The organism is Micromonospora sp. NPDC048909, from assembly GCF_040649635.1.
Lineage (GTDB): Bacteria > Actinomycetota > Actinomycetes > Mycobacteriales > Micromonosporaceae > Micromonospora.
On sequence record NZ_JBEZFU010000009.1, the window covers coordinates 57861 to 77622 of the forward strand.

Here is a 19762-nt window from a genome sequence, read left to right on the forward strand (position 1 = left end):
GTTTAGCGCCGGTCTCGACGGGTAGCGCAGAAGGCATGGAGCGTGGCAACAGCAAGCACGGACCGAGGATCGACGAGCAGATGAGCCAGGAGGTGGCCGGCCTCGTCCAGGGGCCGGGAACCGGCGGCTCGCGAGTCGACGAGTCGCGCGTGCCGGAGCCGGCGGGCGAGGACCAGCCGGAGGCGACCACGGCGCCCGCGGGTGAGCTGCGCAGCGGCGCACCCAAGGGAATGAGCTCGCAGGACGTCGAGCGGCGCAGCCGGTTCGGACGGTTCATCACGATGACCGCCCTGCCCGGCGACCGCGAGGCGCTGATCGCCAACGCGCAGAGCAACGAAGCGCCGGACGACATCATCGCCGACCTGGAGCGCCTGCCGGAGGGGACCCGGTACCAGACGATCTCCGAGGTCTGGGCCGCGCTCGGCAACAAGAACGAGACGACTCGCTGGTGACCGGCCGGGACCCGACCCGGCCGGCCGCGGCGAACTGAGGAGGATGCTGATGAGTGGCGTGACCGAACATGTGGACGTCTCCGTCCCGGTGCGGACCGCGTACGACCAGTGGACCCAGTTCGAGGAGTTCCCCCACTTCATGGAGGGGGTGCAGGAGGTCCGCCAGCTGTCGGACACGATGACCCACTGGACCGTCGAGATCGCCGGGGTGAAGCGCGAGTTCGACGCCGAGATCACCGAACAGCTTCCCGACGAGCGGGTCGCCTGGCGCTCCACCGGCGGCACCCAGCAGGCCGGCGTGGTGACCTTCCACCGCCTGGACGAGACGAACACCCGGGTCACCCTGCAGCTCGAGTTCGAGCCGCACGGCGTGGTCGAGAAGGCCGGTGACAAGCTCGGCATCGTCGACCGGCGCGCCAAGGGCGACCTGGAGCGGTTCAAGCAGTTCATCGAGCGCCGCCGTCAGGAGACGGGCGCCTGGCGCGGGAAGGTCGACCGCCCGCAGCCGTGACCCCCATCCCCCGGGAAGACGAACCTCCGATGGCCGCCGGAACTCCGGCGGCCATCGCCGTGCGCCCCGGAGCCGTCCGCGCCTGAGCCGTCTGCGCCCGTGCGCCGTTTGCGCCCCCGGCGCCGTTTGCGATCACGGCCCGGGGGTACCGCGAAGACATGACGGACGACGGCAGAGTGTGGCGGGACGAGGAACGGACTCCGCTGGAGGAACTGGAGCGGGCCGTCGCAGGCTCGAGCATCGACGGGCAGGCCGACGACGTCACCGGCAACGACGCCGGTGAGGAGGCCGCGTTCGGGCACGGGCCGGAGGCGGCGGACCGGGGTGGGCAGGCCGCCGGCGCCGGCCGGGAGCCGACCGACCCGGATCGCGCCTACCGGCCGTCGACCACCGGCCGCACCGGCCCGGACAACGGCTAGCGCGCGACCCCGGGTCGGCGCGAAGCGGCCGCGTGCAGGGCGATCAGCGCGACAGCGAGCACGAACAGCGCCGGCCCCAGCGCCTGCACCGAGACGTTGCCGAGCAGAACTCCGATCCCGGCCGGGACCAGTGCCCCGCCGAGCCCGGCCGCGCCGATCTGCAGCCCGATGGTCCGGTCCGCGTGCGCCGCGCCGACCCGGTCGGCGGTGGTGAGGGTCAGCAGCGGGAAGACCGGGGCCGCGGCGAAGCCGACCACGACGAGCCCGGCCACCGCCACCCAGGCCGGGGCGGGCAGCGCGATCAGCGCGGCACCGGCGGCCATCCCGAGCAGGCTGCCCCGCAGGACCTGGGCCGCGCCCAGCCGCTCGGCCACCACCCCCTGCACCACCCGTCCGAGGAAGAGGCTGCCCCAGTACGCGGAGACACAGAGACCGGCCGTGGCGTCGGCCAGTCCCCGCCCCTCGGTGAGCAGCAGGAAGGCCCAGAGCCCAGCGGCGACCTCGATCGCCACGTACAGCGCGAACGCGACCGCGCCCAGCCAGACGGCCGGCAGCCGCAGCGTCTCCCGTACCGGCACGGGCCGGGAGATCGGCGGCCCGGCGGTGCCGACGGCCGCACGGTCGGCGTCGGTGGTGCTGGCGGTCGGCGCCACACCGAGCGACCCCACCGGCCCCGAGGCCGCGTCGGCGACCGCGGCGGGCGCGTCCGGGATCGCCGGGCGGGACCTGTCCCGCCAGGCCCGAACGCTGAGCGCGAAGGCGGCGGCGAGGGCGAGCTGCGCCACGGCCACGATGCCGTACCCCCACCGCCAGGCCAGCCCAAGGCTGAGCGCACTGGTCATGATCAGTGGACCGATCGCCACACCGAGCCCGAAGAACGCGTGCATCCAGTTCATGTGTCGCGGCCCGAACGCGCCGGCCGCGTACGCGTTGAGCCCGGAGTCGATCGCGCCGGAGCCCAACCCGAGCACGAGCGCGCAGCCGATCATCAGGGCCAGGCCGGGGCTGACCGTGTAGCCGGTCAGCGCCAGGCTGGCCAGCAGGGTGCTGCCGGCGAGCAGCCAGCCCACCCCGAGCCGGGCCAGCGTGAAGCCGGCCAGCACGCTCGAGGTGAGGTATCCGGCGGTGCCGGCGGTGAGCACGAGGCCGACCGCCTCGGTCGGCACGCCGAAGTCGGCCCGGATCGACGGCCAGCCGACCCCGATCAGCCCGTCCGGCAGGCCGAGGCTGACGAAGGCTAGGTAGGCCAGCAGGAGCAGGGATGCCCGGGGCGGCGCGGGGGTGGTGGACACGGACGAACATCTTCCGCCCGGACCGGCGGCCGGTGGCGGCCGGGTCCCCCGTCACGACAAGAAATGACGCCCGGATGGTCGGGAAAACGGACAGCTCATCCAGAATCGGCCGAACGGACGACGGCAATCCGGCCGTGTCGCGTAAGACTTTCGGGATGCAACAGGGTTCCGGCATCCTCTCCCCACGTCAGCGCCGCCTCGCCTGGCTCGGCTTCCTGCTGGCCGCGCTCCAGGCGCCCGTCTCGGCCTGGCTCGTCTCCGACGACTCCTGGCTGTTCAGCCTCTGCGTCGCGCTGATGGTGGCCACAGTGATCATCGCCGATGACGCCGCCCGCCGGCGCCCGGCCGGCGCCAGCTCCGGCGACTAGCCGGCGGCACCCGGGCGCGCCTCGTGCCCGGGGCGGCCCCGGGTGCGCCGTCGTTCCTTCATCTCCGCCTCGTAGAGGTGACGCCGGCCGTCGACCAACTGCTCGCGGGCCCGCCGGTCCAGCTCTCGGAAGAGTGCGTAGTAGCCGTCGTCGAAGTCCTCGACGATCTGGAACGTCCACCGGCCGGCGATGACGTTGCGCCCCAGCAGCTCGTCGGAGATCCGCTCGGCGATCTCCGGGTGCCCGGCGGAGCGAAACTGCTCGACCGCGTCGTCCAGCATCAGATCGGCGTGCCCGATCAGCTGGTGCAGCGAGTAGAGGTGCCCACGGGCCCGCTCCACGCACTCCAGGGCTTCGCTGAGCTTGCCGAGCGCGGCCACCGTCTCGTCGCCGACCCCGGCCGGCCGGCGATGCTGTTCGTCGGGTCCGTCCTGCTGCCCCATCCGTGCCTCCCTGCTCCGTGCCGGGCCCGTCCGGCCGGTTCCACCCCGCCCCGGGCTGGCCCGGTCGGCCAGTTCGGCGAGCCGGTGGCCGGGCGCACACCGACCGGGCGGCCGAGGTCGACCGGGGTTGGGGTCGGTTAGCCTCGTTCCCCATGCGTGTGCCGTTCAACCGGGTCGTTTCCCGTACCGCCGTCGACTCGGCGCGGTCCACCCTTGCCGCCCTGACCGTCGCCGTCGGCGCCGCGGGGCTCGCCGCCGCGGCCGAGCGGCCCGGCCTGCTCGCCCTGGTCGACCAGCATGCGGCGGCCGTGCGGGACAGCCTCGACTCCGACCGGCTGCCACTGACCGTGGCGGCGCTGGCCGGCTACGCGGAGGGCGTCCGCGCCGCCGCGCTCGAGCACGGCTGGCAACCGCCCGCCGGCCCGGTCGACTGGTCCGACCCCGACTGGCTGCTCACCCGGCTGCTCGCGGTCTGCGCACTGGCCCGCCCGCTCGGCCACGGCTGACGCCCGGGCGCCGGACACGACGTGGGGAGGGCGCCCGCGCCGCGCGCGGACCCCTCCCCGGTGCCACCCCTTCCGGCCCTAGGGCCGGAACTGCTGGGTCTCGTCGGTGACGTTGCCGGACTGGTAGGTGCCCTGTCCGCCGGCCATCGTCGACTGCTGCGCCTCCCGGGCGGCCTGGGTGCGCTCGGCACCGGTCCGGTCGGCCATCTGCCGCTCGACGTCGCCGCGCCCGGCCGCCCTGGCCTGCCGGTGCGCCTGCACCGCCCGGGACTCCTCCGCCGCCCGGTCCAGCCAGCGGTCCCAGCGGGACTGCATCGGTCGCACCAGACCACCACCGACACCGATGATCAGGATGCCGGCCACCGTGGCCAGGAACGCGATCAGCACCGGCGTGGTCACCGTGGTGGCGATGCCCACCTGGTTCAGCGCCGCGATGATGCCGAGCGCGATGACGAAGATCGCGGCCAGGTCGGCCAGGACCCGGCCGTACGACAGTCCACCGAGCGCCCCGCTTACCAGATCGCGTACGGCGTTCGCGATCGCGGCCGCCACCACCACGATGATGATCGCCACGAAGGCCCGTGGCAGCCAGGCCACCACGCCCCGGATCAGGTCACTGATCGCGTTCGGACCCCACACCCCGAAGGCGAACTGCAGGGTGAACAGCAGCACCGCGTAGTACGCGAGCCTTGCCAGGATGTCGCTGGCGTCGTACTTGCTGCGCTCGAGCGCGCGTTTGATCCCGCCCCGCTCGACCGCCTTGTCGAAGCCCAGTCGCTCCAGCACCGTGTCCACGACCTTCAGGACGACCCGGGCGATGATCCACCCGATCACCAGGATCACGATGAAGGCGACGGCCTTCGGCACGAAGAGCAGCACCTCCCGCCACGCGTCGGAGACGGCATTTCCGATATCGACCTGCTGCACCGCCAGGGTTTCCCGCATGTTGTCCCTCCCTGTCACATGCTCTGCGCCGCGGCTTACCCAGTCCCTTGAGCGGCACGCCGGGCGGATCCACGGGATTTTTCCGACAAGTCGGGCCACAACTACCCTGACCTGCCGGAACGCCCGTGAGGGCATCGCCGGGTGGCCACCGCGCCCGCGCCGCAACCGCGGCCCGCACCACGTGCTCGTCCGGAACCCGCAACGACGCTCGCGACGCACCGCACATGATCGGAAACAGTCGGCGGGCGCTCGGGCTAGGCTGCGGGCATGCCAGGAACGGTCGGGCGAGTCCCCACGCCACCAGCTCCGGTCTCCGGTGCACCCGGCGGGACCGGCGCGGCGGGCGTCGTACTCGGCCACGACTGGGCCGGCACCTCGCTCGGCCCGCGGCCGGCGTGGGACCCGGCGGTGCGCGCGGTCGTCGACCTCATCCTCGCCTCACCGGTGCCGATGGCGCTCGCGCACGGTGACGACCGCGTCCTGCTCTACAACGACGGCTACGCCGAGCTGATGGGCGACCGGCACCCCGCGGCGGTCGGCCGGGCGGCCGGCGACGTGTTCGCCGAGCTGTGGCAGCTGCCCGGCGTCGGGGACGTGATCGGTCGGATCCACCGCGACGGGGGGACCTTCCTCGAGCGGGAGACCAGCCTTCCGCTGGTCCGCGGCCGCAGCGGCGTGGTCGAGCGGGCGGTCTTCACCCGGGGTTACTCGCCGGTGCGCGACAGCACCGGCCGGATCGTCGGTGTGCTGAACGTGGCCGCCGAGACCACCCACGCCACTCAGCAGTTGCAGAGCCTGAGCGAGGTGGCCGCCGCACTCGCCGGCACGCTCACCCTCGACGACGTCGCCCGGGTGGCGCTGCGCTACGCGATCACCACGTTCGACGCCGACCGGGTCGCGTTCGCGGTGGACGAGGGTGGCGGCGGCTGGCGGATGGTCCGGCGGATCCGGGGCGAGCTGATGGACGAGGCCGATGAGCGGCTTCCCCCGCTGTGGCGGCGTACCTCCGTCGACTGGCCCGACCCGGTGGTGCAGGCCGCGGCGACCGGGGCGCCGCTGTTCACCGGCGACGGTCAGCCGCTTCGAGCGGCCGCCGCGGACCGGCACGACCAGAAGATCGTCTCGCTGGCCGCGGTGCCGCTGCGGGCCACGGTGGTACGCGGCGGGCTGTCGGTCGGCCACCAGGCCGCACGTCTCTGGTCGGCCGCGGAGCGGGCGCTGCTGGCCGCCTCGGCCGAGCTGATCGGCCAGGCGGCCGAGCGGGCACGCCGGTTCGAGACCCAGCACGGCACCGCCCAGCTGCTGCAACGCAGCATGCTCCCGGAGCACCTGCCGGACCTTCCCCAGCTGCGCATCGCCGCCCGCTACGACCCCGGCGTCGACGGCAACGCCGCCGGCGGGGACTTCTACGACGCCTTCCTGCTGCCCGACGGTCGGCTCGGCATCGTGCTCGGCGACGTCGCCGGGCACGACGTGCAGGCCGCCGCCCGGATGGGGCAGGTCCGGGCCGCGCTGCGTGCGCTGGCGCTGACCGACCCCAGCCCGGACGCCGTGCTGGCCGGGCTGGACCGGCTGGTCACCAGCCTGGGCGCCGAGGCCGGCACGCACGAGCTCTTCGTCACCGTGGTCTTCGGCGTGGTCGACGCCGAACGGCAGGAGATCACCCTGGCCAGCGCCGGGCATCCGGCACCGCTGATCCGCCGTGGCACCCCCGACGACCGCCCCTACGCCGAGTTCCTCGACGTGCCGGTGGGCGCGCCGCTGGGCCTCGGCTCCCAACCGGCCACCGGCACCGTCCGCTTCGCGCCGGGCGACACCCTGCTGCTCTACAGCGACGGCGTGGTGGAGCGGCGGCGGCAGAGTCTCACCGCCGGCCTCGGCGCGCTCGCCGCCGCGGTCTCCGCGGCCACCAGCAGCGACCCGCGGGCGCTCTGCGCGGTGGCCACCGGCGCGGTCGCCGGCACCACCGAGGACGACGTCGCCGTGCTCGCCGTCGAGCACGCGTTGAAGGCGAGCCGCTCGGCGGGCATGGAGGTGCCGGCCGAGCCGACCGCCCCGAGCCGGGTCCGGCACTGGATGAGCGCCCAGCTGGGCGAGTGGCAGGTGCCGGAGTCGGTGATCGGCGCGGCCGTGCTCTGCACCAGCGAGCTGACCACCAACGCGCTGCTGCACGCGGGCACCGCGGCCCGGGTGGAGATCGACCTCAGCGCCGAACGGCTGCTGGTCTCGGTCGCCGACTCGGGCACCCGGGGCACGGTCACCCGGGCGCAGACCGACACGCTGAGCAGCCGCGGCCGCGGGCTGGGGCTGATCGAGGAACTCAGCGACGCCTGGGGGACGGACCCGACGGTCCGCGGCTCGACCGTGTGGTTCGAGATCCTCCTCCCGGCTGACTGAGCCCGGGGGCGTCAGGCGGGCCCGCAACGGGTAGGAGGACGGCCATGTCTACCGACAATCCGGCAGGTGTCCTGTTCGACGTCGACGGCACCCTGGTCGACACCACGTACCTGCACACCGTGAGCTGGTGGGAGGCGCTGCGCCAGACCGAACGGCCGGTGCCGATGGCGGACGTGCACCGGGCCATCGGGATGGGCTCGGACAAGCTGCTCGACCATCTGCTCGGCCCGGAACGTGACCAAGACGCCGACCCGAAGCTGCGCGACGCGCACGACACCCTCTACGCCGAGTACTGGGCGCGGCTGACGCCGCTGCCCGGCGCGGCCGACCTGCTGCGTGCTTGCGCCGAACGGGGGCTGCGGGTGGTGCTCGCCACCTCGGCCGCCGAGCACGAGGTCAGCGCGCTGCGCCGCGCGCTGGACGCGGACGACGTCATCGACGCGGTCACCTCGTCGGCCGACGCGAAGCAGAGCAAGCCGGCGCCGGACATCCTGATCGCCGCGCTGGACCAGTCCGGGCTGGCCGCCGAGCGGGTGGTCTTCGTCGGCGACTCGGTCTGGGACGTCGCCGCCGCCGGGAAGCTCGACATCCCGTGCGTCGGTCTGACCTGCGGCGGCACCAGCCGGGGCGAGCTGGCCGGGGCGGGCGCGGTGGCGGTCTACGACGACCCGGCCGCGCTGCTGGCGACCTTGGACGACTCGCCACTGACCCGGCCACGGTGACGCCGCCGGGGGTTGGCCGCGAGGGGCAGGCATAGCCGGCGGTCCGCCGGGGCAAGGTGTGTCACCACCTGCCCGCCCCTCGCGGGCACGGTCGGAGGGTGGTGCGGGTGGAACCGGTAGACGTGGCTTTCGCGCTGGTGGGCGTCGGCGCCCTGCTCGCCGGGATCCTGCCCAGGGTGTTGGAACGCCGGCCGCTCTCCATGCCGATCGCCTTCCTCGGCCTCGGCATGGCGGTGTTCCTGCTGCCCACCGGGCTGCCGACGCCGGATCCGCTGGCCCATCCCGAGCTGACCACCCACCTGACCGAGATCGGGGTGATCGTCGCCCTGATGGGCGCGGGGCTGAAGATCGATCGGCCGCTGAGCTGGTCGCGGTGGTCGGCCACCTGGCGGCTGCTGGCCATCGCGATGCCGCTCTGCATCGCCGCGGTGGCCCTGCTCGGCTGGTGGTGGGCCGGCCTCGTGCCGGCGGCCGCGCTGCTGCTCGCCAGCGCGCTCGCCCCGACCGACCCGGTGCTCGCCTCCGACGTGCAGGTCGGCGAGCCGACCGACGTGGAGGACTCGGAGGACGAGGTCCGCTTCGCGCTCACCTCGGAGGCCGGGTTGAACGACGGGCTGGCGTTCCCGTTCGTCTACGCGGCGATCGCCATCGCGACCACCAGCCTGGCCCCGGGTGACTGGCTGGCCGGCTGGTTCACCGTCGACGTGGTGTGGAAGGTCGGGGTGGGCGTCGGTGGCGGTCTGCTGATCGGCTGGCTGCTCGGCAAGCTCTTCTTCCGGGCGCCGAGCAAGCTACGGCTGGCCCGGCACGCCGAGGGCTTCCTCGCGCTGGCCGCCACGTTCCTGGCGTACGGGCTGGTCGAGGTCGCCGGCGGCTACGGTTTCCTGGCCGTCTTCGTGGCCGCCCGGGCGATCCGGGCCGCCGAGCGGACCCACGAGTTCCACTCGGTGCTGCACGACTTCGCCGAGCAGGTCGAGCGGCTGCTCACCGTCCTGCTGCTGCTGCTCTTCGGCGGTGCCGTGGTGGGCGGGCTGCTCGGCCCGCTGACCTGGCCGGCGGCGGCGGTCGGGCTGGCGCTGGTCTTCGTGGTCCGGCCGCTGGTCGGTTGGCTGTCGCTGCGCGGCGCTCCCGGCCGACCGGCCGAGCACTGGGTCATCGCGCTCTTCGGCATCCGCGGCGTCGGCTCGTTCTACTACCTCGCGTACGCGACCACGAAGGCCGACTTCCCGCAGGCCGAGCTGATCTGGGCCACCGTCGGGCTGGTGGTGATCGTCTCGGTGGTGGTGCACGGCGTCGCGGCGACACCCGTGATGCAACTGCTGGACCGGGCCGGGGAACGCACCGGGGACCCGGCCGAGGGACGACCCGCCGAGCCCAGCGTCGCCACCGCCGCGAGCTGACCGCTCCGGGCGCTCACCGACGCGGTCACCCAGCTCGGCGAGCACCGTGGGCGGGTCAGCGCAACCGGTCGACCAGGGCGCGACCGAGGTCCCGGCCGGAGCGCCAGGCGCTCTGCACCCGGGGCGTGCCGTAGGCGTCCCCGGCCAAGCCGATGGCGTCCGCGTCGAGGTGGTGGGTGCCGGTACCGGCGACGGTCGGCTTCGCGTACGTCCAGCGGTGCACGTGTACGTGCTCCGCCGGCTCGGGCAGCGCCAGCAGGTCCCGGACCGCCTCCTCGATCGCCGGTCCGGCGCCGGTCGGCTGGGCCAGATGGCCGGCGGCGAACTCCGGCGTGGTGTGCGCCACCAGGACCGGCGCGCCGTCGCCGCGCCGGTCGCCGTCGTCGCAGACCACCGTCAGCAGCGGGTGGTCGTTGACGAAGGCGCCCCGGAAGTCCTCCCAACACCGCGACGGGAACCGCAGCACCCCGGCGAGCGACGGCGACCACCGTTGGGCCTGCGCGGCCATCGTGGCGGCGGCCAACGCCGGGGCCAGCAGCAGCGCGGCCTGCGGGCCGGGCATGGCCAGCACGACCGCCTCGCACGGGTCGCCGTCCACGCTCGGTCCCGGATCGACGCCGAGCACCAGCCGGTCGACCGTCACCGGGAGGTCGCGGGCCAGGTGCTCGACCAGCGAGCGCAGCCCGCGCGGTGCGGCCCAGCGCATCGGTCCGGACACCGCGCGCCGACCATCCCGGTCGTACGCCACGAACGTGTCGGTCCACTCCCGGGCCAGGCCGGCCGCCCGCCAGCTCTCGGCGACGGCGGCGAAGTCCGGGTCACTGACCGTGAAGTAGGCGGCGCCGAGGTCGGCGGGCCGGCCGTCGAAGCGTTTGCTGGCCATCCGGCCGCCGGGCACGTGGGCCCGCTCGCGGATCCGCACCGGCAGGCCGGCCCGGGCCAGCTCCACCGCGCACGCCACGCCGGCGATACCGGCGCCGACGACCACCACGCCCGACCGGTCCGCGTTCACGCCGCTGATGGTAAGCGCCGCACCGCCGGATCGGGGTCCGCCGCCACGCGCCGGGAACCGGCATGAACCGGGGCCGATCGGGGTATTGGCACGCCTGTTCGAAGAGAGGTGGAGATGATGACCGACCACACCAGCGACCAGACCAACCCGCAGGGCGCCGTCAAGGACCCGGACGAGTGGGTGACCGGCGCGGAGCCGCCGACCGCGGCCCAGGAGTCCTACCTGGCCACGCTCGCCCGCGAGGCCGACGCCGAGGTGCCGGAGGGGCTGACCAAGGCGGAGGCGTCCAAGCGGATCGACGAGCTCCAGGAGGAGACCGGCCGGGGCCGGTGACCCCCGGCTCGGGTCAGCGCGGCGGAAGGCGGTGCAACTCGACCTGGTCGAGCCGCCCCGCCGCGACCCGGGCGGTCAGGTAGGTGGCCTGCGGCTGCGCCCGGCGGTCCGTCGGCGAGCCCGGGTTGAGCAGTCGCAGCCCGCCGGGCGCCCGGGTGTCCCACGGGATGTGCGAGTGGCCGAAGACCAGCAGGTCGACATCGGGGAACCGGGCGGCGCAGCGCTCCTCCCGGCGGGTACGCGGCCCGGTCTCGTGCACCACGGCGACGCGCAGCCCGTCGAGCTCCACCCGGGCGACCTCGGGCAGCCGTGCCCGCAGTGGCGGCCCGTCGTTGTTGCCGTAGACGCCGACCAGGCGGCGGGACCGGGCCAGCATCGCGTCGAGCAGCGACTCGTCCACCCAGTCTCCCGCGTGCAGCACCACGTCCGCCTCCTCGATCGCCGCCCAGAGCGGCGCGGGCAGGTCGGGAGCCCGCTTCGGCACGTGAGTGTCCGCGGTGATCACCAGGCGCATCCGCCCATTCTCCGGCCGTACCGCGGTTTCCGGGGCCGCGCCGTTCCGGGGTCTTCACAGCGCATCTCGCGCCGGGCGGCGGCCGTCCGGCGGGGACGGGCAACCCGTGCTCGCCCGGGCCGTGTGCTGAGATGGGCCGATGGAGCAGACGGTCGCCGAGCGGCGGCAGCCGCCGGTCGGTCGGCTGCTGAAACAGTGGCGGGAGCGCCGTCGGCTCAGCCAGCTCGCGCTGGCGATCGAGGCGGAGATCTCCGCCCGGCATCTCAGCTTCGTGGAGACCGGCCGGTCCACGCCGAGCCGGGAGATGGTGCTCCGACTGGCCGAACACCTCGAGGTGCCGCTGCGGGATCGCAACCAGCTGCTGCTCGCCGCCGGGTACGCGCCGGTCTTCTCGCAGGCGCCGCTGGACAGCCCGGAGCTGCGCCGCGTGCTGGACGCCGTCCGTACCGTGCTGCGGGCGCACGAGCCGTATCCGGCGGTCGCGGTGGACCGGCTCTGGAACCTGGTCGCGGGCAACGCCACGCTGCCCCTGCTCACGGCCGGCGTCGCCGACCACCTGCTCCGCCCGCCGGCCAACGCGCTGCGGCTGACCCTGCACCCGGACGGTCTGGCGCCCCGGATCGTCAACCTCGCCGAGTGGCGCGGGCACCTGCTCGGCCGGTTGCGACGCCAGCTCGGGCTGACCGCGGACGCCGACCTCGCCGCTCTGCACGACGAGCTGCGCGGCTACCCGGGCGGCACGCCGGAGGTCGGTTTGCCCGGCCCCGGCGACGTGGTGGTGCCGCTGCGGCTGCGCCACGACGACGGCGAGCTACGGCTGCTCAGCACCGTCTCGACGTTCGGCACGCCGCTGGACGTCACCGTCCAGGAACTCTCCATCGAGTCGTTCTTCCCCGCCGACGAGGCCACCGCCGCCCACCTGCGCCGGCCCGTCCGCTGACCGCGCGGCGCATCCGCGCCGGGCGGGGCGTTACCGGGCGGCACGGGCGGGAACCCGGTCGGCTGGACGAGGGAGGAAGCTCATGACCAGTTCTTCGGGTTCGACCGGCGGCTGGCGATCGGCCATGCCCGGCGGTGACCTGCTTCCGTCGGGTCCGGCGGGACGGCCTGCGACACCCGGCGACGGCCACGGCCCGGAGAGTGGGCCGCCGACCGTGACGATCGGGTCGTATCCGGACTACCCGTCGGCGCAGCGTGTCGTGGACTATCTGGCGGACAACCGCTTCCCGGTCGAGCACACCGCCATTGTCGGCACGAATCTCACCCTGGTGGAGACGGTGCTCGGCCGGATGACCACCGGCCGCGCAGCGCTCGTCGGCGGCGGCACCGGGGCCTGGTTCGGTCTTTTCATCGGCCTGCTCTTCGGCATCTTCACGGTCGGCAACTGGCTCGCCGTGATCGTTATCGGGCTGGTGATCGGCGCGATCTGGGGTGCGATCTTCGGCGCGGTGGCGCACGCCATGACGGGTGGCCAACGGGACTTCACCTCGGCCAGCTCGCTACGGGCCGGCCAGTACGCCGTCATCGTCAACGCGAACCTGGCCGACCAGGCCCGGCAGCTGCTCGGCCGGCTGCACATGACGGCGCCGAACCCGAGCACGCGCTGAGACCGAACGTCGTGAGGCCACCCCGGCGCCCGCCCGGCGCCGGGGTGGACCGGTCACCCCGGGCAGCTCATCCGGAGTAGGCCAGCTCGCCGGCGCGCAGCGCCACCTCGACCCGGTTCTCCGCCGGGGCGAGCGGGCAGGCCCACCGGTCGTCGTAGGCGCAGGAGGGGTTGTAGAGGTAGTTCGGGTCGAGCCGCACCCGCTCGCCGGGGAGCATGGTCAGCCCCCGCCCGTAGGTGCCCTTCACCGTGTCGGTGAGGTAGCGACCGCCGCCGTAGCTCCCCTGTCCGCAGGTGGCGTCGCGCAGGGGCACGAAGAGCCCCCCGCCGTACGCGGCGATCCACCAGAGGGTCAGCGGACCCCACGCGGTGTCGGCGATGGCGACCCGCCGGTAGTGGATCACGCCGTCCGGGCCGCCGGTGTCGATGTCGAGTCCACCCTCGGCGGGGCGCAGCGGCGCCTCGACCACCGTGGTGGGGTCCGGCGGGTGATAGCGCAGCCCGGTGAAACCGGCGCGGTCCGGCGGCGGGATCGGGCTCTGCGGGTGGTTCGCGAAGAGCCGGTCACGTTCCGCCCGGAACCCCGCCAGGTCGACGTCGGAGAGGTAGAGCCGCGCGGTTCGTTCCCGCCAGTCGAGCAGGTCGAGGTCGTCCACCCCGCGAGCCTAGTCCGCGGGCGGTCCGGCGAGGCGGACCGATCACCGGTCGGTCGCCAACCGGGCGTGCAGGTGCTCGTCGTAGCGGCGTCCGTCGCCGTACCGGAAGGATTCCCGCAGCGTCCCCTCGGCGGGGTAGCCGGCGCGCTCGGCGACCCGGCAGGAGGCCGGGTTCACGCTGGCGTGGCAGAGCTCGACGCGGTGCAGTCCGAGCCGCTCGAAGCCCCAGCGGGTGAGCCGGTCGACCGCGCGCGACGCGACGCCCCGGCCGCGCGCCTCGGGCACCGTCCAGTAGCCGATCGCGGCGTTGTCGCCGTTGATGTGGTGCAGCGACACCGAGCCGAGCAGAACGCCGTCCGCCGCGGCGGTGACCGCCAGCGAGACGTGGTCGCCGGCCGACCAGTCCGCCCGGCGACGGACCCACCGCAGCGCCGACTCGTCGTCGACCGGCCCGCCCTGCGGGTTCCACTGGGCGATCTCCGCATCGCGCAACGCGTTGCGGACCGCCGGCGCGTCCGCCTCCCGCCAGGGGCGCAACAGCAGGTCGTCGGCGGTCAGTTCCAGGTGCTCCACGCCGGGCAGTCTGGCACACCAGCTCGCCTGGCACCGCCGGATGTCGAACCGGGTTTCCTTCAAACCTGCACCACCCTTCCGTACGCCCGGATCAGGGTGAGCCACGCGACAGTCGGGCAACTAGTTAAATTTTGAAAGAGTGTTATCCTGGTGCCGTGACCGAGAGCCTGGACAGCGCCCGACTCGCCGCCTGGCGCGCGTACATCGAGTCCAGCCAACGGCTGTTCACGCAGCTGGAGGAGGACCTGCGCGCCGACAGCGAGCTGAGCTTCGCCGACTACCACGTGCTGGTGCTGCTCTCCGAGGCGCCGGGCCAGCGGTTGCGGATGGGCGAGCTGGCCAGCCGGCTGGTCTTCTCCCCCAGCCGGCTGACGTACCAGATCTCCACGATGCAGCGACGCGGCCTGGTCACCCGTCAACCCTGCCCGGACGACCGGCGCGGCAGCGAGGCGGTGCTCACCGCCGCCGGTCTGCTCACCCTGCGGGACGCCGCACCCCACCATCTGGCGTCGGTGCGGACCCACCTCATGGACGACCTCGACGACGACGAGGTCGCCTGCCTCACCCGGGTCTTCGAACGCCTCGGTCACCGCCTTCGGGCGGCCCGGGACGCGTCGGTCACCCACGCCGAGAACTAGGAGCCACCGATGCCCGCGATCACCGTCGACAACGTCCTCGTCCTGCCCCGCCTGCCGCGGCTCGACGAGTCCACCGCCTTCCGGCCGGTCCGCCGGCTCACCACCGCCCCGAGCGGCTTCGAGGGCGAGGGCTTCCCGGTGCGCCGGGCCTTCGCCGGAGTGCCGATGACCGACCTGGACCCGTTCATCCACCTCGACCAGATGGGCGAGGTGGACTACGCGCCGGGTGAGCCGAAGGGCACCCCGTGGCACCCGCACCGCGGTTTCGAGACCGTCACGTACATCATCGACGGCGTCTTCGACCACCAGGACTCGCACGGCGGCGGCGGCACCATCACCGACGGCGACACCCAGTGGATGACCGCCGGCAGCGGGCTGCTGCACATCGAGGCCCCGCCGGAGCACCTGGTGATGAGCGGTGGGCTGTTCCACGGCACCCAGCTCTGGGTCAACCTGCCCAAGGTCGCCAAGATGAACCCGCCGCGCTACCAGGACATCCGCGGCAAGGAGTCGGCGCTGCTCACCACGCCCGATGGCGGGGCGCTGATCCGGGTGATCGCCGGTGAGGTCGCGGGGCACCACGGCCCGGGCTCGACGCACACCCCGATCACCATCACCCACGTCACCGTTCAGCCGGGCGCGCAGGTGGACCTGCCCTGGCGGCCGGAGTTCAACGCCCTGGCCTACGTGCTGGGCGGGCGGGGCACGGTCGGCACCGACCGGCGGCCGGTGCACACCGGCCAGCTCGCGGTGCACGGCCCGGGCGACGCGCTCCGGTTCACCGCGGACGCCAGCCAGGACGCGCACACGCCGGCGCTGGACCTCTACATCATGGGTGGGCAGCCGATCCGGGAGCCGGTCGCGCACTACGGCCCGTTCGTCATGAACACCCGCGACGAGCTGCTCCAGGCGTTCGAGGACTTCCAGGCCGGCAAGCTCGGCGTCATCCCGGCCGAGCGGCTGCCGCACACCGACGGTCAGGGTCCTCGCCCCTGACCCACGGCTCAGGGCGGCGGGGGTCGACCCCGCCGCCCGCGCGTGTCGCCGGTCAGGAGACGGCGAAGATCCCAGCCACTCCGAGGATGACCATGAGGAACACGGCGACCAGCGCTCCCCGTTCGCCCTCCACCGCCGGCTCGCGGTGCTCGGTCAGGGGATTCGTCGTCTCGCTGGGCATGGTGTGGCCTCCTCGGTTGTTCGCGTCTGAGTCGGGGTGGACGCCGGCCAGGGCACAGGTGTCGCCGGCCGGGGTGCGGACCCACGGCGGGGGTCCTACCGTGAGGACGTGGTTGACCTCGGGAGGGACGGAACGTTGCCGCTGCAGGACTGGTTCCTCACCGCAGCCGAACGTGCCAACCCGGTCTCTGAGTTACCCGTCTGGACCGGTGGAAACCTGGCCGAGCCGTTAATTCACGGCGCGGCCTACTTCGACCGGCTGGTCACCGAGGTCGAGGCGCTGGCCGCCGGTGACCACCTCTTCTTCACCGACTGGCGCGGTGACCCCGATCAGCTCATGCGCCCCGACGGCCCCACGGTTGCCCAACTCTTCGCCCAGGCGGCCCAGCGCGGCGTGGTGGTGAAGGGCCTGATCTGGCGCTCGCACCTGGACGCCCTGGCCTACAGCGAGGCGGAGAACCGCGACCTCAGCGAGACGATCTCCGCGGCCGGCGGCGAGGTCCTGCTCGACCAGCGGGTACGCCGCGGCGGCTCGCACCACCAGAAGCTGGTGGTGCTGCGACATCCGGCGGATCCGGGGCGGGACATCGCCTTCGCGGGTGGGATCGACCTGTGCCACAGCCGGCGGGACGACGCCGGTCACCGGGGCGACCCGCAGGCGGTGCAGATGTCGAGCCGTTACGGTCCGCATCCACCTTGGCACGATGTGCAGTTGGCGGTACGCGGGCCGGTGGTCGGCGCGCTGGATACGCTCTTCCGGGAGCGGTGGACCGACCCGATGCCGCTGGACTCGGAGAACCCGCTGGCATTCCTGCGGGACCGGCTGCGCGGGGCCGATCTGAGCCCGGATCCGTTGCCGGAACAGCCGGCCGATCCCCCGTCGTGCGGGCCGCACCAGATCCAGGTGCTGCGCACCTATCCGGCCGTGCGGCCGCGCTACTCCTTCGCCCCGGACGGGGAGCGGACGGTGGCCCGGGGTTACACCAAGGCGGTGCGCCGGGCTCGCCGGCTGATCTACCTGGAGGACCAGTACCTCTGGTCCGCGGAGGTGGCCGACCTCTTCGCCCGCGCGCTGCGGGAGAACCCCGAGCTGCACCTGGTCGCGGTGGTGCCGCGCTACCCGGACGTGGACGGCCGGCTGGCCCTGCCGCCGAACATGGTCGGCCGGGAGCAGGCGCTCTCGCTCTGCGAACGGGCCGCGCCCGACCGGGTGCACGTCTTCGACCTGGAGAACCCGTCCGGCGACCCGGTCTACGTGCACGCGAAGGTCTGCGTGGTCGACGACGTGTGGGCCAGCGTGGGCAGCGACAACTTCAACCGCCGCTCGTGGACCCACGACAGCGAGCTCTCCTGCGCGGTGCTGGACGACACCCGGGACGACCGGGCGCCGACCGACCCGGCCGGGCGGGGCGACGGGGCCCGGGTCTTCGCCCGGGAGCTGCGGTTGCGGCTCTGGCGCGAGCACCTGGACCGGGATCCGGCCGGCGGGCAGGACGCCGACCTGCTCGACCCGGCCGAGGCCGTCGCCACGCTGACCGCGGCCGCCGACGCCCTGCAGGGGTGGTACGACGGCGGGCAGGCCGGCCTCCGGCCGCCCGGCCGGCTGCGACCGCATCGTCCGGAGCGGCTGGGCTGGTTCACCCGGGCGTGGGCGCTACCGATGTACCGGCTGCTCTACGACCCGGACGGGCGACCGTTGCATGCCCGACGGGCCGGCACCTGGTGAACCTCGGGTGGCCGGGACGGTCAGGCCGCCGGAACCGGTAAGCCGGCGAGTCGCTCGCTCGGCAGCGCGGCGTCGCCGGCGTGCACGGTCAGCCCGCCGGGGTAGGCGAACGACGCCCGCGGAGAGTAGAAGCCCCAGGAGATGACGAGCGGGTTGGCCGGGCGGAGCGCGTAGACCGGGTGCTCCGGCTCGAGGAACTCCACCGACTCGATCTCGAACGGAGTCACCGGTTCGGCGAGGTAGGGGTAGACGGAGCTGACCAGCCGCCCGTTGCGTCGGGTGAAGTAGCGGTGGTGGCCGCTGCTGATCAGGTGGCCGGTGTCCCCGACCCGGCAACGGGCCCGGATCACCGGGACACCGTCCAGCTCGGTCTCGGCGACCAGGGTGCCGTCGTGTACGTCGATGACGGTCCCGCCGAGCAGCGCCGGCGCGCCGCGGGCCTGGGCGTAGTCGAGCACCTGGGGGCTGGAGGCGACATAGTTCGTCCACCAGCCGCCCGGGCTGATGCCACCCGGGGCGTCGACCCCGCTGAGCGACACGCCGAGGTAGGTCAGGCTGTAAGCGCCGAAGCCCGAGGTCTGGGATTCGTCGTCGACCACGTACTGGTTGAGGAAGACCTGCCGGTCCGGGCGAGGACGCAGCCCGGCCGGCACCAGCGCAGCGACCGCGCCCGGGTCCGCCGGCAGCCAGCTGAAGTAGAGGGTGCGGCTGTTCACGACGAGCTGGGGAGCGGCAGGGTCGAGCACGGCGCCTCCATCCCAATGGGTATGCGCCGAACCTACGGGTGGTCCCGTACACGGGACAAGGACGGAAAGTAGACACTGCGCGCCTCATGTCGGATTTCACGTTGACCGCTCGGCGGGATCTCCTCACCCGTCCGGGTGCCGGCGCGCGATGTCCAGGTGGCCGTGGGTGGGCCGAGTGAACCCGTAATGCGTCTCACAGGCGATCGCGGTTATGCCGGTTTCGCCCCCTAACATGACAGAAAATCGCATAAGTACATCAGCCTTTCGGCTAGATTTAGGCAAGACGATCAGGCTAAGGTGAGTCCCGAACGGCCCATCCGAAGCTAAACCAAAGCGTCACGTCTTTTATCCGCGGACGAGGTGCAGGGAGGACCACCCATGACCGCGCCAACGATCAGCGAGCAGACGACGAGCGGCACCAGGAAGCTCGACCCACGGTCGCTCTCCGACAGCGCCGCAGACCTGCTCAACGCGATGGCCGCACTGCCCACCAACCACCCGTCGCGTGCCGCGATGCGCGACAAGGCGATCGAGGCCTGGCTGCCGCTCGCCAACCACCTCGCCCACCGCTACAGCGGTCGCGGCGAGCCCAGCGACGATTTGGCGCAGACCGCCGCGATCGGTCTGATCAAGGCGATCGACAAGTTCGACCCGTCCCGCGGCGTCGACTTCGCCGGCTACGCGATCCCCACCATCATCGGCGAGCTCAAGCGGCACTTCCGCGACCGCACCTGGGACATCCGGGTGCCCCGTCGCCTCCAGGAGCTGCGCCTGGCCATCTCCGACGCCAACAGCTCGCTGCTGCAGACCCTGGGCCGCTCGCCGACGGTCGCCGACATCGCCGCCCACCTCAAGCTCACCGAGGAAGAGGTGCTGGAGGGCCTGGAGGGCGCCCGGGCCTACAACGCCGTCTCGCTCTCCACCCCCACCGGCGACGGTGAGCGGGCCACCGAGCTGGGCGACATGCTCGGCGGCGAAGACAGCGAGTTCGAGCTGGCCGAGCTGCGGGTCGCCCTCGGCCCCGCGCTGGCCACCCTCGACGAGCGCGAGCAGAAGATCCTCACCCTGCGGTTCTACGGCAACCTGACCCAGTCGCAGATCGCCGAGCAGATCGGCGTCTCGCAGATGCACGTGTCCCGGCTGCTGGCCCGCGCGCTGACCAAGCTGCGGGGGCAGCTCGACGGCGCCTACTGACGGTGCACCGGTGGCCGGGCCTGGTGGCCCGGCCACCGACCACGTCCGGGGCGGAACCCCTGACCCAGCGTCACGCACACGTGACAATGCGCCCGAGCCGGGCCGCTCCTTCGGGGCGGCCCGGCTCGGGTCG

General features: G+C 73.4%; 24 protein-coding genes. 15 read left to right on the top strand and 9 right to left on the bottom strand.

Annotation, left to right across the window (positions count from 1 at the left end; genetic code table 11):
* Positions 1-35 precede the first annotated feature (35 nt).
* The 3 genes from AB0C04_RS23140 to AB0C04_RS23150 all read left to right on the top strand — a co-directional run bounded on the left by AB0C04_RS23140 (position 36) and on the right by AB0C04_RS23150 (position 1382).
* Complete coding sequence (locus AB0C04_RS23140) at positions 36-452, top strand: DUF2795 domain-containing protein (RefSeq protein WP_357057924.1); 417 nt, start codon at positions 36-38, stop codon at positions 450-452.
* Between the two features lie 49 nt (positions 453-501).
* Positions 502-963 (top strand): SRPBCC family protein, encoded by a 462-nt coding sequence (locus AB0C04_RS23145; protein ID WP_357057926.1) that lies wholly within the window; start codon positions 502-504, stop codon positions 961-963.
* A gap of 158 nt (positions 964-1121) precedes the next feature.
* On the top strand, positions 1122-1382 hold the full coding sequence (locus AB0C04_RS23150; RefSeq protein ID WP_350873043.1) for a hypothetical protein: 261 nt from the start codon (positions 1122-1124) through the stop codon (positions 1380-1382).
* On the opposite strand, the gene AB0C04_RS23155 is transcribed toward AB0C04_RS23150, so the two are convergent.
* On the bottom strand, positions 1379-2674 hold the full coding sequence (locus AB0C04_RS23155; RefSeq protein ID WP_357057928.1) for an MFS transporter: 1296 nt from the start codon (positions 2672-2674) through the stop codon (positions 1379-1381). The two genes, AB0C04_RS23150 and AB0C04_RS23155, sit on opposite strands and share 4 nt — an antisense overlap.
* A gap of 155 nt (positions 2675-2829) precedes the next feature.
* Here AB0C04_RS23155 and AB0C04_RS23160 point away from each other — a divergent pair, with 155 nt between their 5' ends.
* Complete coding sequence (locus AB0C04_RS23160) at positions 2830-3042, top strand: hypothetical protein (RefSeq protein WP_357057930.1); 213 nt, start codon at positions 2830-2832, stop codon at positions 3040-3042.
* Here the strand turns inward: AB0C04_RS23160 and AB0C04_RS23165 are convergent.
* The gene (locus AB0C04_RS23165) at positions 3039-3485 is read right to left on the bottom strand and encodes a hypothetical protein (protein ID WP_357057932.1); all 447 of its coding nucleotides are present in this window, start codon (positions 3483-3485) and stop codon (positions 3039-3041) included. The two genes, AB0C04_RS23160 and AB0C04_RS23165, sit on opposite strands and share 4 nt — an antisense overlap.
* Positions 3486-3637: 152 nt before the next feature.
* Between AB0C04_RS23165 and AB0C04_RS23170 the strand changes: the two genes are divergently transcribed.
* Positions 3638-3991 (top strand): DUF6401 family natural product biosynthesis protein, encoded by a 354-nt coding sequence (locus tag AB0C04_RS23170; protein ID WP_357057934.1) that lies wholly within the window; start codon positions 3638-3640, stop codon positions 3989-3991.
* A 78-nt stretch (positions 3992-4069) separates the two neighbouring features.
* Here AB0C04_RS23170 and AB0C04_RS23175 read toward each other — a convergent pair whose 3' ends face one another.
* A complete protein-coding gene (locus tag AB0C04_RS23175) occupies positions 4070-4936 on the bottom strand; it encodes a hypothetical protein (RefSeq protein ID WP_357057936.1) in 867 nt (288 codons plus the stop codon).
* Positions 4937-5203: 267 nt separating this feature from the next.
* Between AB0C04_RS23175 and AB0C04_RS23180 the strand changes: the two genes are divergently transcribed.
* From AB0C04_RS23180 to AB0C04_RS23190, 3 genes are all read left to right on the top strand, one after another.
* Complete coding sequence (locus AB0C04_RS23180; protein ID WP_357057938.1) at positions 5204-7333, top strand: SpoIIE family protein phosphatase; 2130 nt, start codon at positions 5204-5206, stop codon at positions 7331-7333.
* 44 nt (positions 7334-7377) lie between these two features.
* Positions 7378-8055, top strand: a complete 678-nt coding sequence (locus AB0C04_RS23185) for an HAD family hydrolase (RefSeq protein ID WP_357057940.1) — start codon at positions 7378-7380, stop codon at positions 8053-8055.
* A 107-nt stretch (positions 8056-8162) separates the two neighbouring features.
* Complete coding sequence (locus AB0C04_RS23190) at positions 8163-9455, top strand: cation:proton antiporter (protein WP_357057942.1); 1293 nt, start codon at positions 8163-8165, stop codon at positions 9453-9455.
* 55 nt (positions 9456-9510) lie between these two features.
* Here AB0C04_RS23190 and AB0C04_RS23195 read toward each other — a convergent pair whose 3' ends face one another.
* Positions 9511-10446, bottom strand: coding sequence for an FAD-dependent oxidoreductase (locus tag AB0C04_RS23195; protein WP_357058258.1), 936 nt, complete (start codon positions 10444-10446; stop codon positions 9511-9513).
* A gap of 138 nt (positions 10447-10584) precedes the next feature.
* Here AB0C04_RS23195 and AB0C04_RS23200 point away from each other — a divergent pair, with 138 nt between their 5' ends.
* Positions 10585-10800, top strand: a complete 216-nt coding sequence (locus AB0C04_RS23200; protein WP_357057944.1) for a DUF3072 domain-containing protein — start codon at positions 10585-10587, stop codon at positions 10798-10800.
* Positions 10801-10813: 13 nt separating this feature from the next.
* On the opposite strand, the gene AB0C04_RS23205 is transcribed toward AB0C04_RS23200, so the two are convergent.
* Positions 10814-11314: a metallophosphoesterase gene (locus tag AB0C04_RS23205; protein ID WP_357057946.1), complete on the bottom strand. Its 501-nt coding sequence runs from the start codon at positions 11312-11314 to the stop codon at positions 10814-10816.
* Positions 11315-11453: 139 nt separating this feature from the next.
* Here AB0C04_RS23205 and AB0C04_RS23210 point away from each other — a divergent pair, with 139 nt between their 5' ends.
* Together AB0C04_RS23210 and AB0C04_RS23215 are read left to right on the top strand one after the other, a co-directional pair.
* Complete coding sequence (locus tag AB0C04_RS23210) at positions 11454-12254, top strand: helix-turn-helix transcriptional regulator (protein WP_357057948.1); 801 nt, start codon at positions 11454-11456, stop codon at positions 12252-12254.
* An 82-nt stretch (positions 12255-12336) separates the two neighbouring features.
* Complete coding sequence (locus AB0C04_RS23215; RefSeq protein WP_357057950.1) at positions 12337-12921, top strand: general stress protein; 585 nt, start codon at positions 12337-12339, stop codon at positions 12919-12921.
* A gap of 67 nt (positions 12922-12988) precedes the next feature.
* On the opposite strand, the gene AB0C04_RS23220 is transcribed toward AB0C04_RS23215, so the two are convergent.
* Both AB0C04_RS23220 and AB0C04_RS23225 read right to left on the bottom strand, forming a co-directional pair.
* A complete protein-coding gene (locus AB0C04_RS23220; protein WP_357057952.1) occupies positions 12989-13576 on the bottom strand; it encodes a DUF1684 domain-containing protein in 588 nt (195 codons plus the stop codon).
* A gap of 42 nt (positions 13577-13618) precedes the next feature.
* Positions 13619-14149, bottom strand: coding sequence for a GNAT family N-acetyltransferase (locus tag AB0C04_RS23225; RefSeq protein ID WP_357057954.1), 531 nt, complete (start codon positions 14147-14149; stop codon positions 13619-13621).
* 155 nt (positions 14150-14304) lie between these two features.
* On the opposite strand from AB0C04_RS23225, the gene AB0C04_RS23230 reads away from it, so the two are divergent.
* Together AB0C04_RS23230 and AB0C04_RS23235 are read left to right on the top strand one after the other, a co-directional pair.
* A complete protein-coding gene (locus tag AB0C04_RS23230) occupies positions 14305-14787 on the top strand; it encodes a MarR family transcriptional regulator (protein WP_357057956.1) in 483 nt (160 codons plus the stop codon).
* 9 nt (positions 14788-14796) lie between these two features.
* On the top strand, positions 14797-15783 hold the full coding sequence (locus AB0C04_RS23235) for a pirin family protein (RefSeq protein ID WP_350873059.1): 987 nt from the start codon (positions 14797-14799) through the stop codon (positions 15781-15783).
* A gap of 52 nt (positions 15784-15835) precedes the next feature.
* On the opposite strand, the gene AB0C04_RS23240 is transcribed toward AB0C04_RS23235, so the two are convergent.
* Positions 15836-15964 carry a hypothetical protein gene (locus AB0C04_RS23240; RefSeq protein WP_357057958.1) on the bottom strand — a complete coding sequence of 43 codons (129 nt, stop codon included), beginning with the start codon at positions 15962-15964 and terminating at the stop codon, positions 15836-15838.
* A 135-nt stretch (positions 15965-16099) separates the two neighbouring features.
* On the opposite strand from AB0C04_RS23240, the gene AB0C04_RS23245 reads away from it, so the two are divergent.
* Positions 16100-17689: a phospholipase D-like domain-containing protein gene (locus AB0C04_RS23245; RefSeq protein ID WP_357058260.1), complete on the top strand. Its 1590-nt coding sequence runs from the start codon at positions 16100-16102 to the stop codon at positions 17687-17689.
* Between the two features lie 20 nt (positions 17690-17709).
* On the opposite strand, the gene AB0C04_RS23250 is transcribed toward AB0C04_RS23245, so the two are convergent.
* On the bottom strand, positions 17710-18435 hold the full coding sequence (locus AB0C04_RS23250; protein ID WP_357057960.1) for a hypothetical protein: 726 nt from the start codon (positions 18433-18435) through the stop codon (positions 17710-17712).
* A 378-nt stretch (positions 18436-18813) separates the two neighbouring features.
* Here AB0C04_RS23250 and AB0C04_RS23255 point away from each other — a divergent pair, with 378 nt between their 5' ends.
* Positions 18814-19629 (top strand): SigB/SigF/SigG family RNA polymerase sigma factor, encoded by an 816-nt coding sequence (locus tag AB0C04_RS23255; RefSeq protein ID WP_357057962.1) that lies wholly within the window; start codon positions 18814-18816, stop codon positions 19627-19629.
* Positions 19630-19762: the final 133 nt, after the last annotated feature.

Coding starts and splice junctions, on each gene's coding strand:
- AB0C04_RS23140 (WP_357057924.1), top strand. CDS start 36: ATGGAGCGTGGCAACAGCAAGCACGGACCGAGGATCGACGAGCAGATG.
- AB0C04_RS23145 (WP_357057926.1), top strand. CDS start 502: ATGAGTGGCGTGACCGAACATGTGGACGTCTCCGTCCCGGTGCGGACC.
- AB0C04_RS23150 (WP_350873043.1), top strand. CDS start 1,122: ATGACGGACGACGGCAGAGTGTGGCGGGACGAGGAACGGACTCCGCTG.
- AB0C04_RS23160 (WP_357057930.1), top strand. CDS start 2,830: ATGCAACAGGGTTCCGGCATCCTCTCCCCACGTCAGCGCCGCCTCGCC.
- AB0C04_RS23165 (WP_357057932.1), bottom strand. CDS start 3,485: ATGGGGCAGCAGGACGGACCCGACGAACAGCATCGCCGGCCGGCCGGG.
- AB0C04_RS23170 (WP_357057934.1), top strand. CDS start 3,638: ATGCGTGTGCCGTTCAACCGGGTCGTTTCCCGTACCGCCGTCGACTCG.
- AB0C04_RS23175 (WP_357057936.1), bottom strand. CDS start 4,936: ATGCGGGAAACCCTGGCGGTGCAGCAGGTCGATATCGGAAATGCCGTC.
- AB0C04_RS23180 (WP_357057938.1), top strand. CDS start 5,204: ATGCCAGGAACGGTCGGGCGAGTCCCCACGCCACCAGCTCCGGTCTCC.
- AB0C04_RS23185 (WP_357057940.1), top strand. CDS start 7,378: ATGTCTACCGACAATCCGGCAGGTGTCCTGTTCGACGTCGACGGCACC.
- AB0C04_RS23200 (WP_357057944.1), top strand. CDS start 10,585: ATGACCGACCACACCAGCGACCAGACCAACCCGCAGGGCGCCGTCAAG.
- AB0C04_RS23205 (WP_357057946.1), bottom strand. CDS start 11,314: ATGCGCCTGGTGATCACCGCGGACACTCACGTGCCGAAGCGGGCTCCC.
- AB0C04_RS23210 (WP_357057948.1), top strand. CDS start 11,454: ATGGAGCAGACGGTCGCCGAGCGGCGGCAGCCGCCGGTCGGTCGGCTG.
- AB0C04_RS23215 (WP_357057950.1), top strand. CDS start 12,337: ATGACCAGTTCTTCGGGTTCGACCGGCGGCTGGCGATCGGCCATGCCC.
- AB0C04_RS23235 (WP_350873059.1), top strand. CDS start 14,797: ATGCCCGCGATCACCGTCGACAACGTCCTCGTCCTGCCCCGCCTGCCG.
- AB0C04_RS23240 (WP_357057958.1), bottom strand. CDS start 15,964: ATGCCCAGCGAGACGACGAATCCCCTGACCGAGCACCGCGAGCCGGCG.
- AB0C04_RS23255 (WP_357057962.1), top strand. CDS start 18,814: ATGACCGCGCCAACGATCAGCGAGCAGACGACGAGCGGCACCAGGAAG.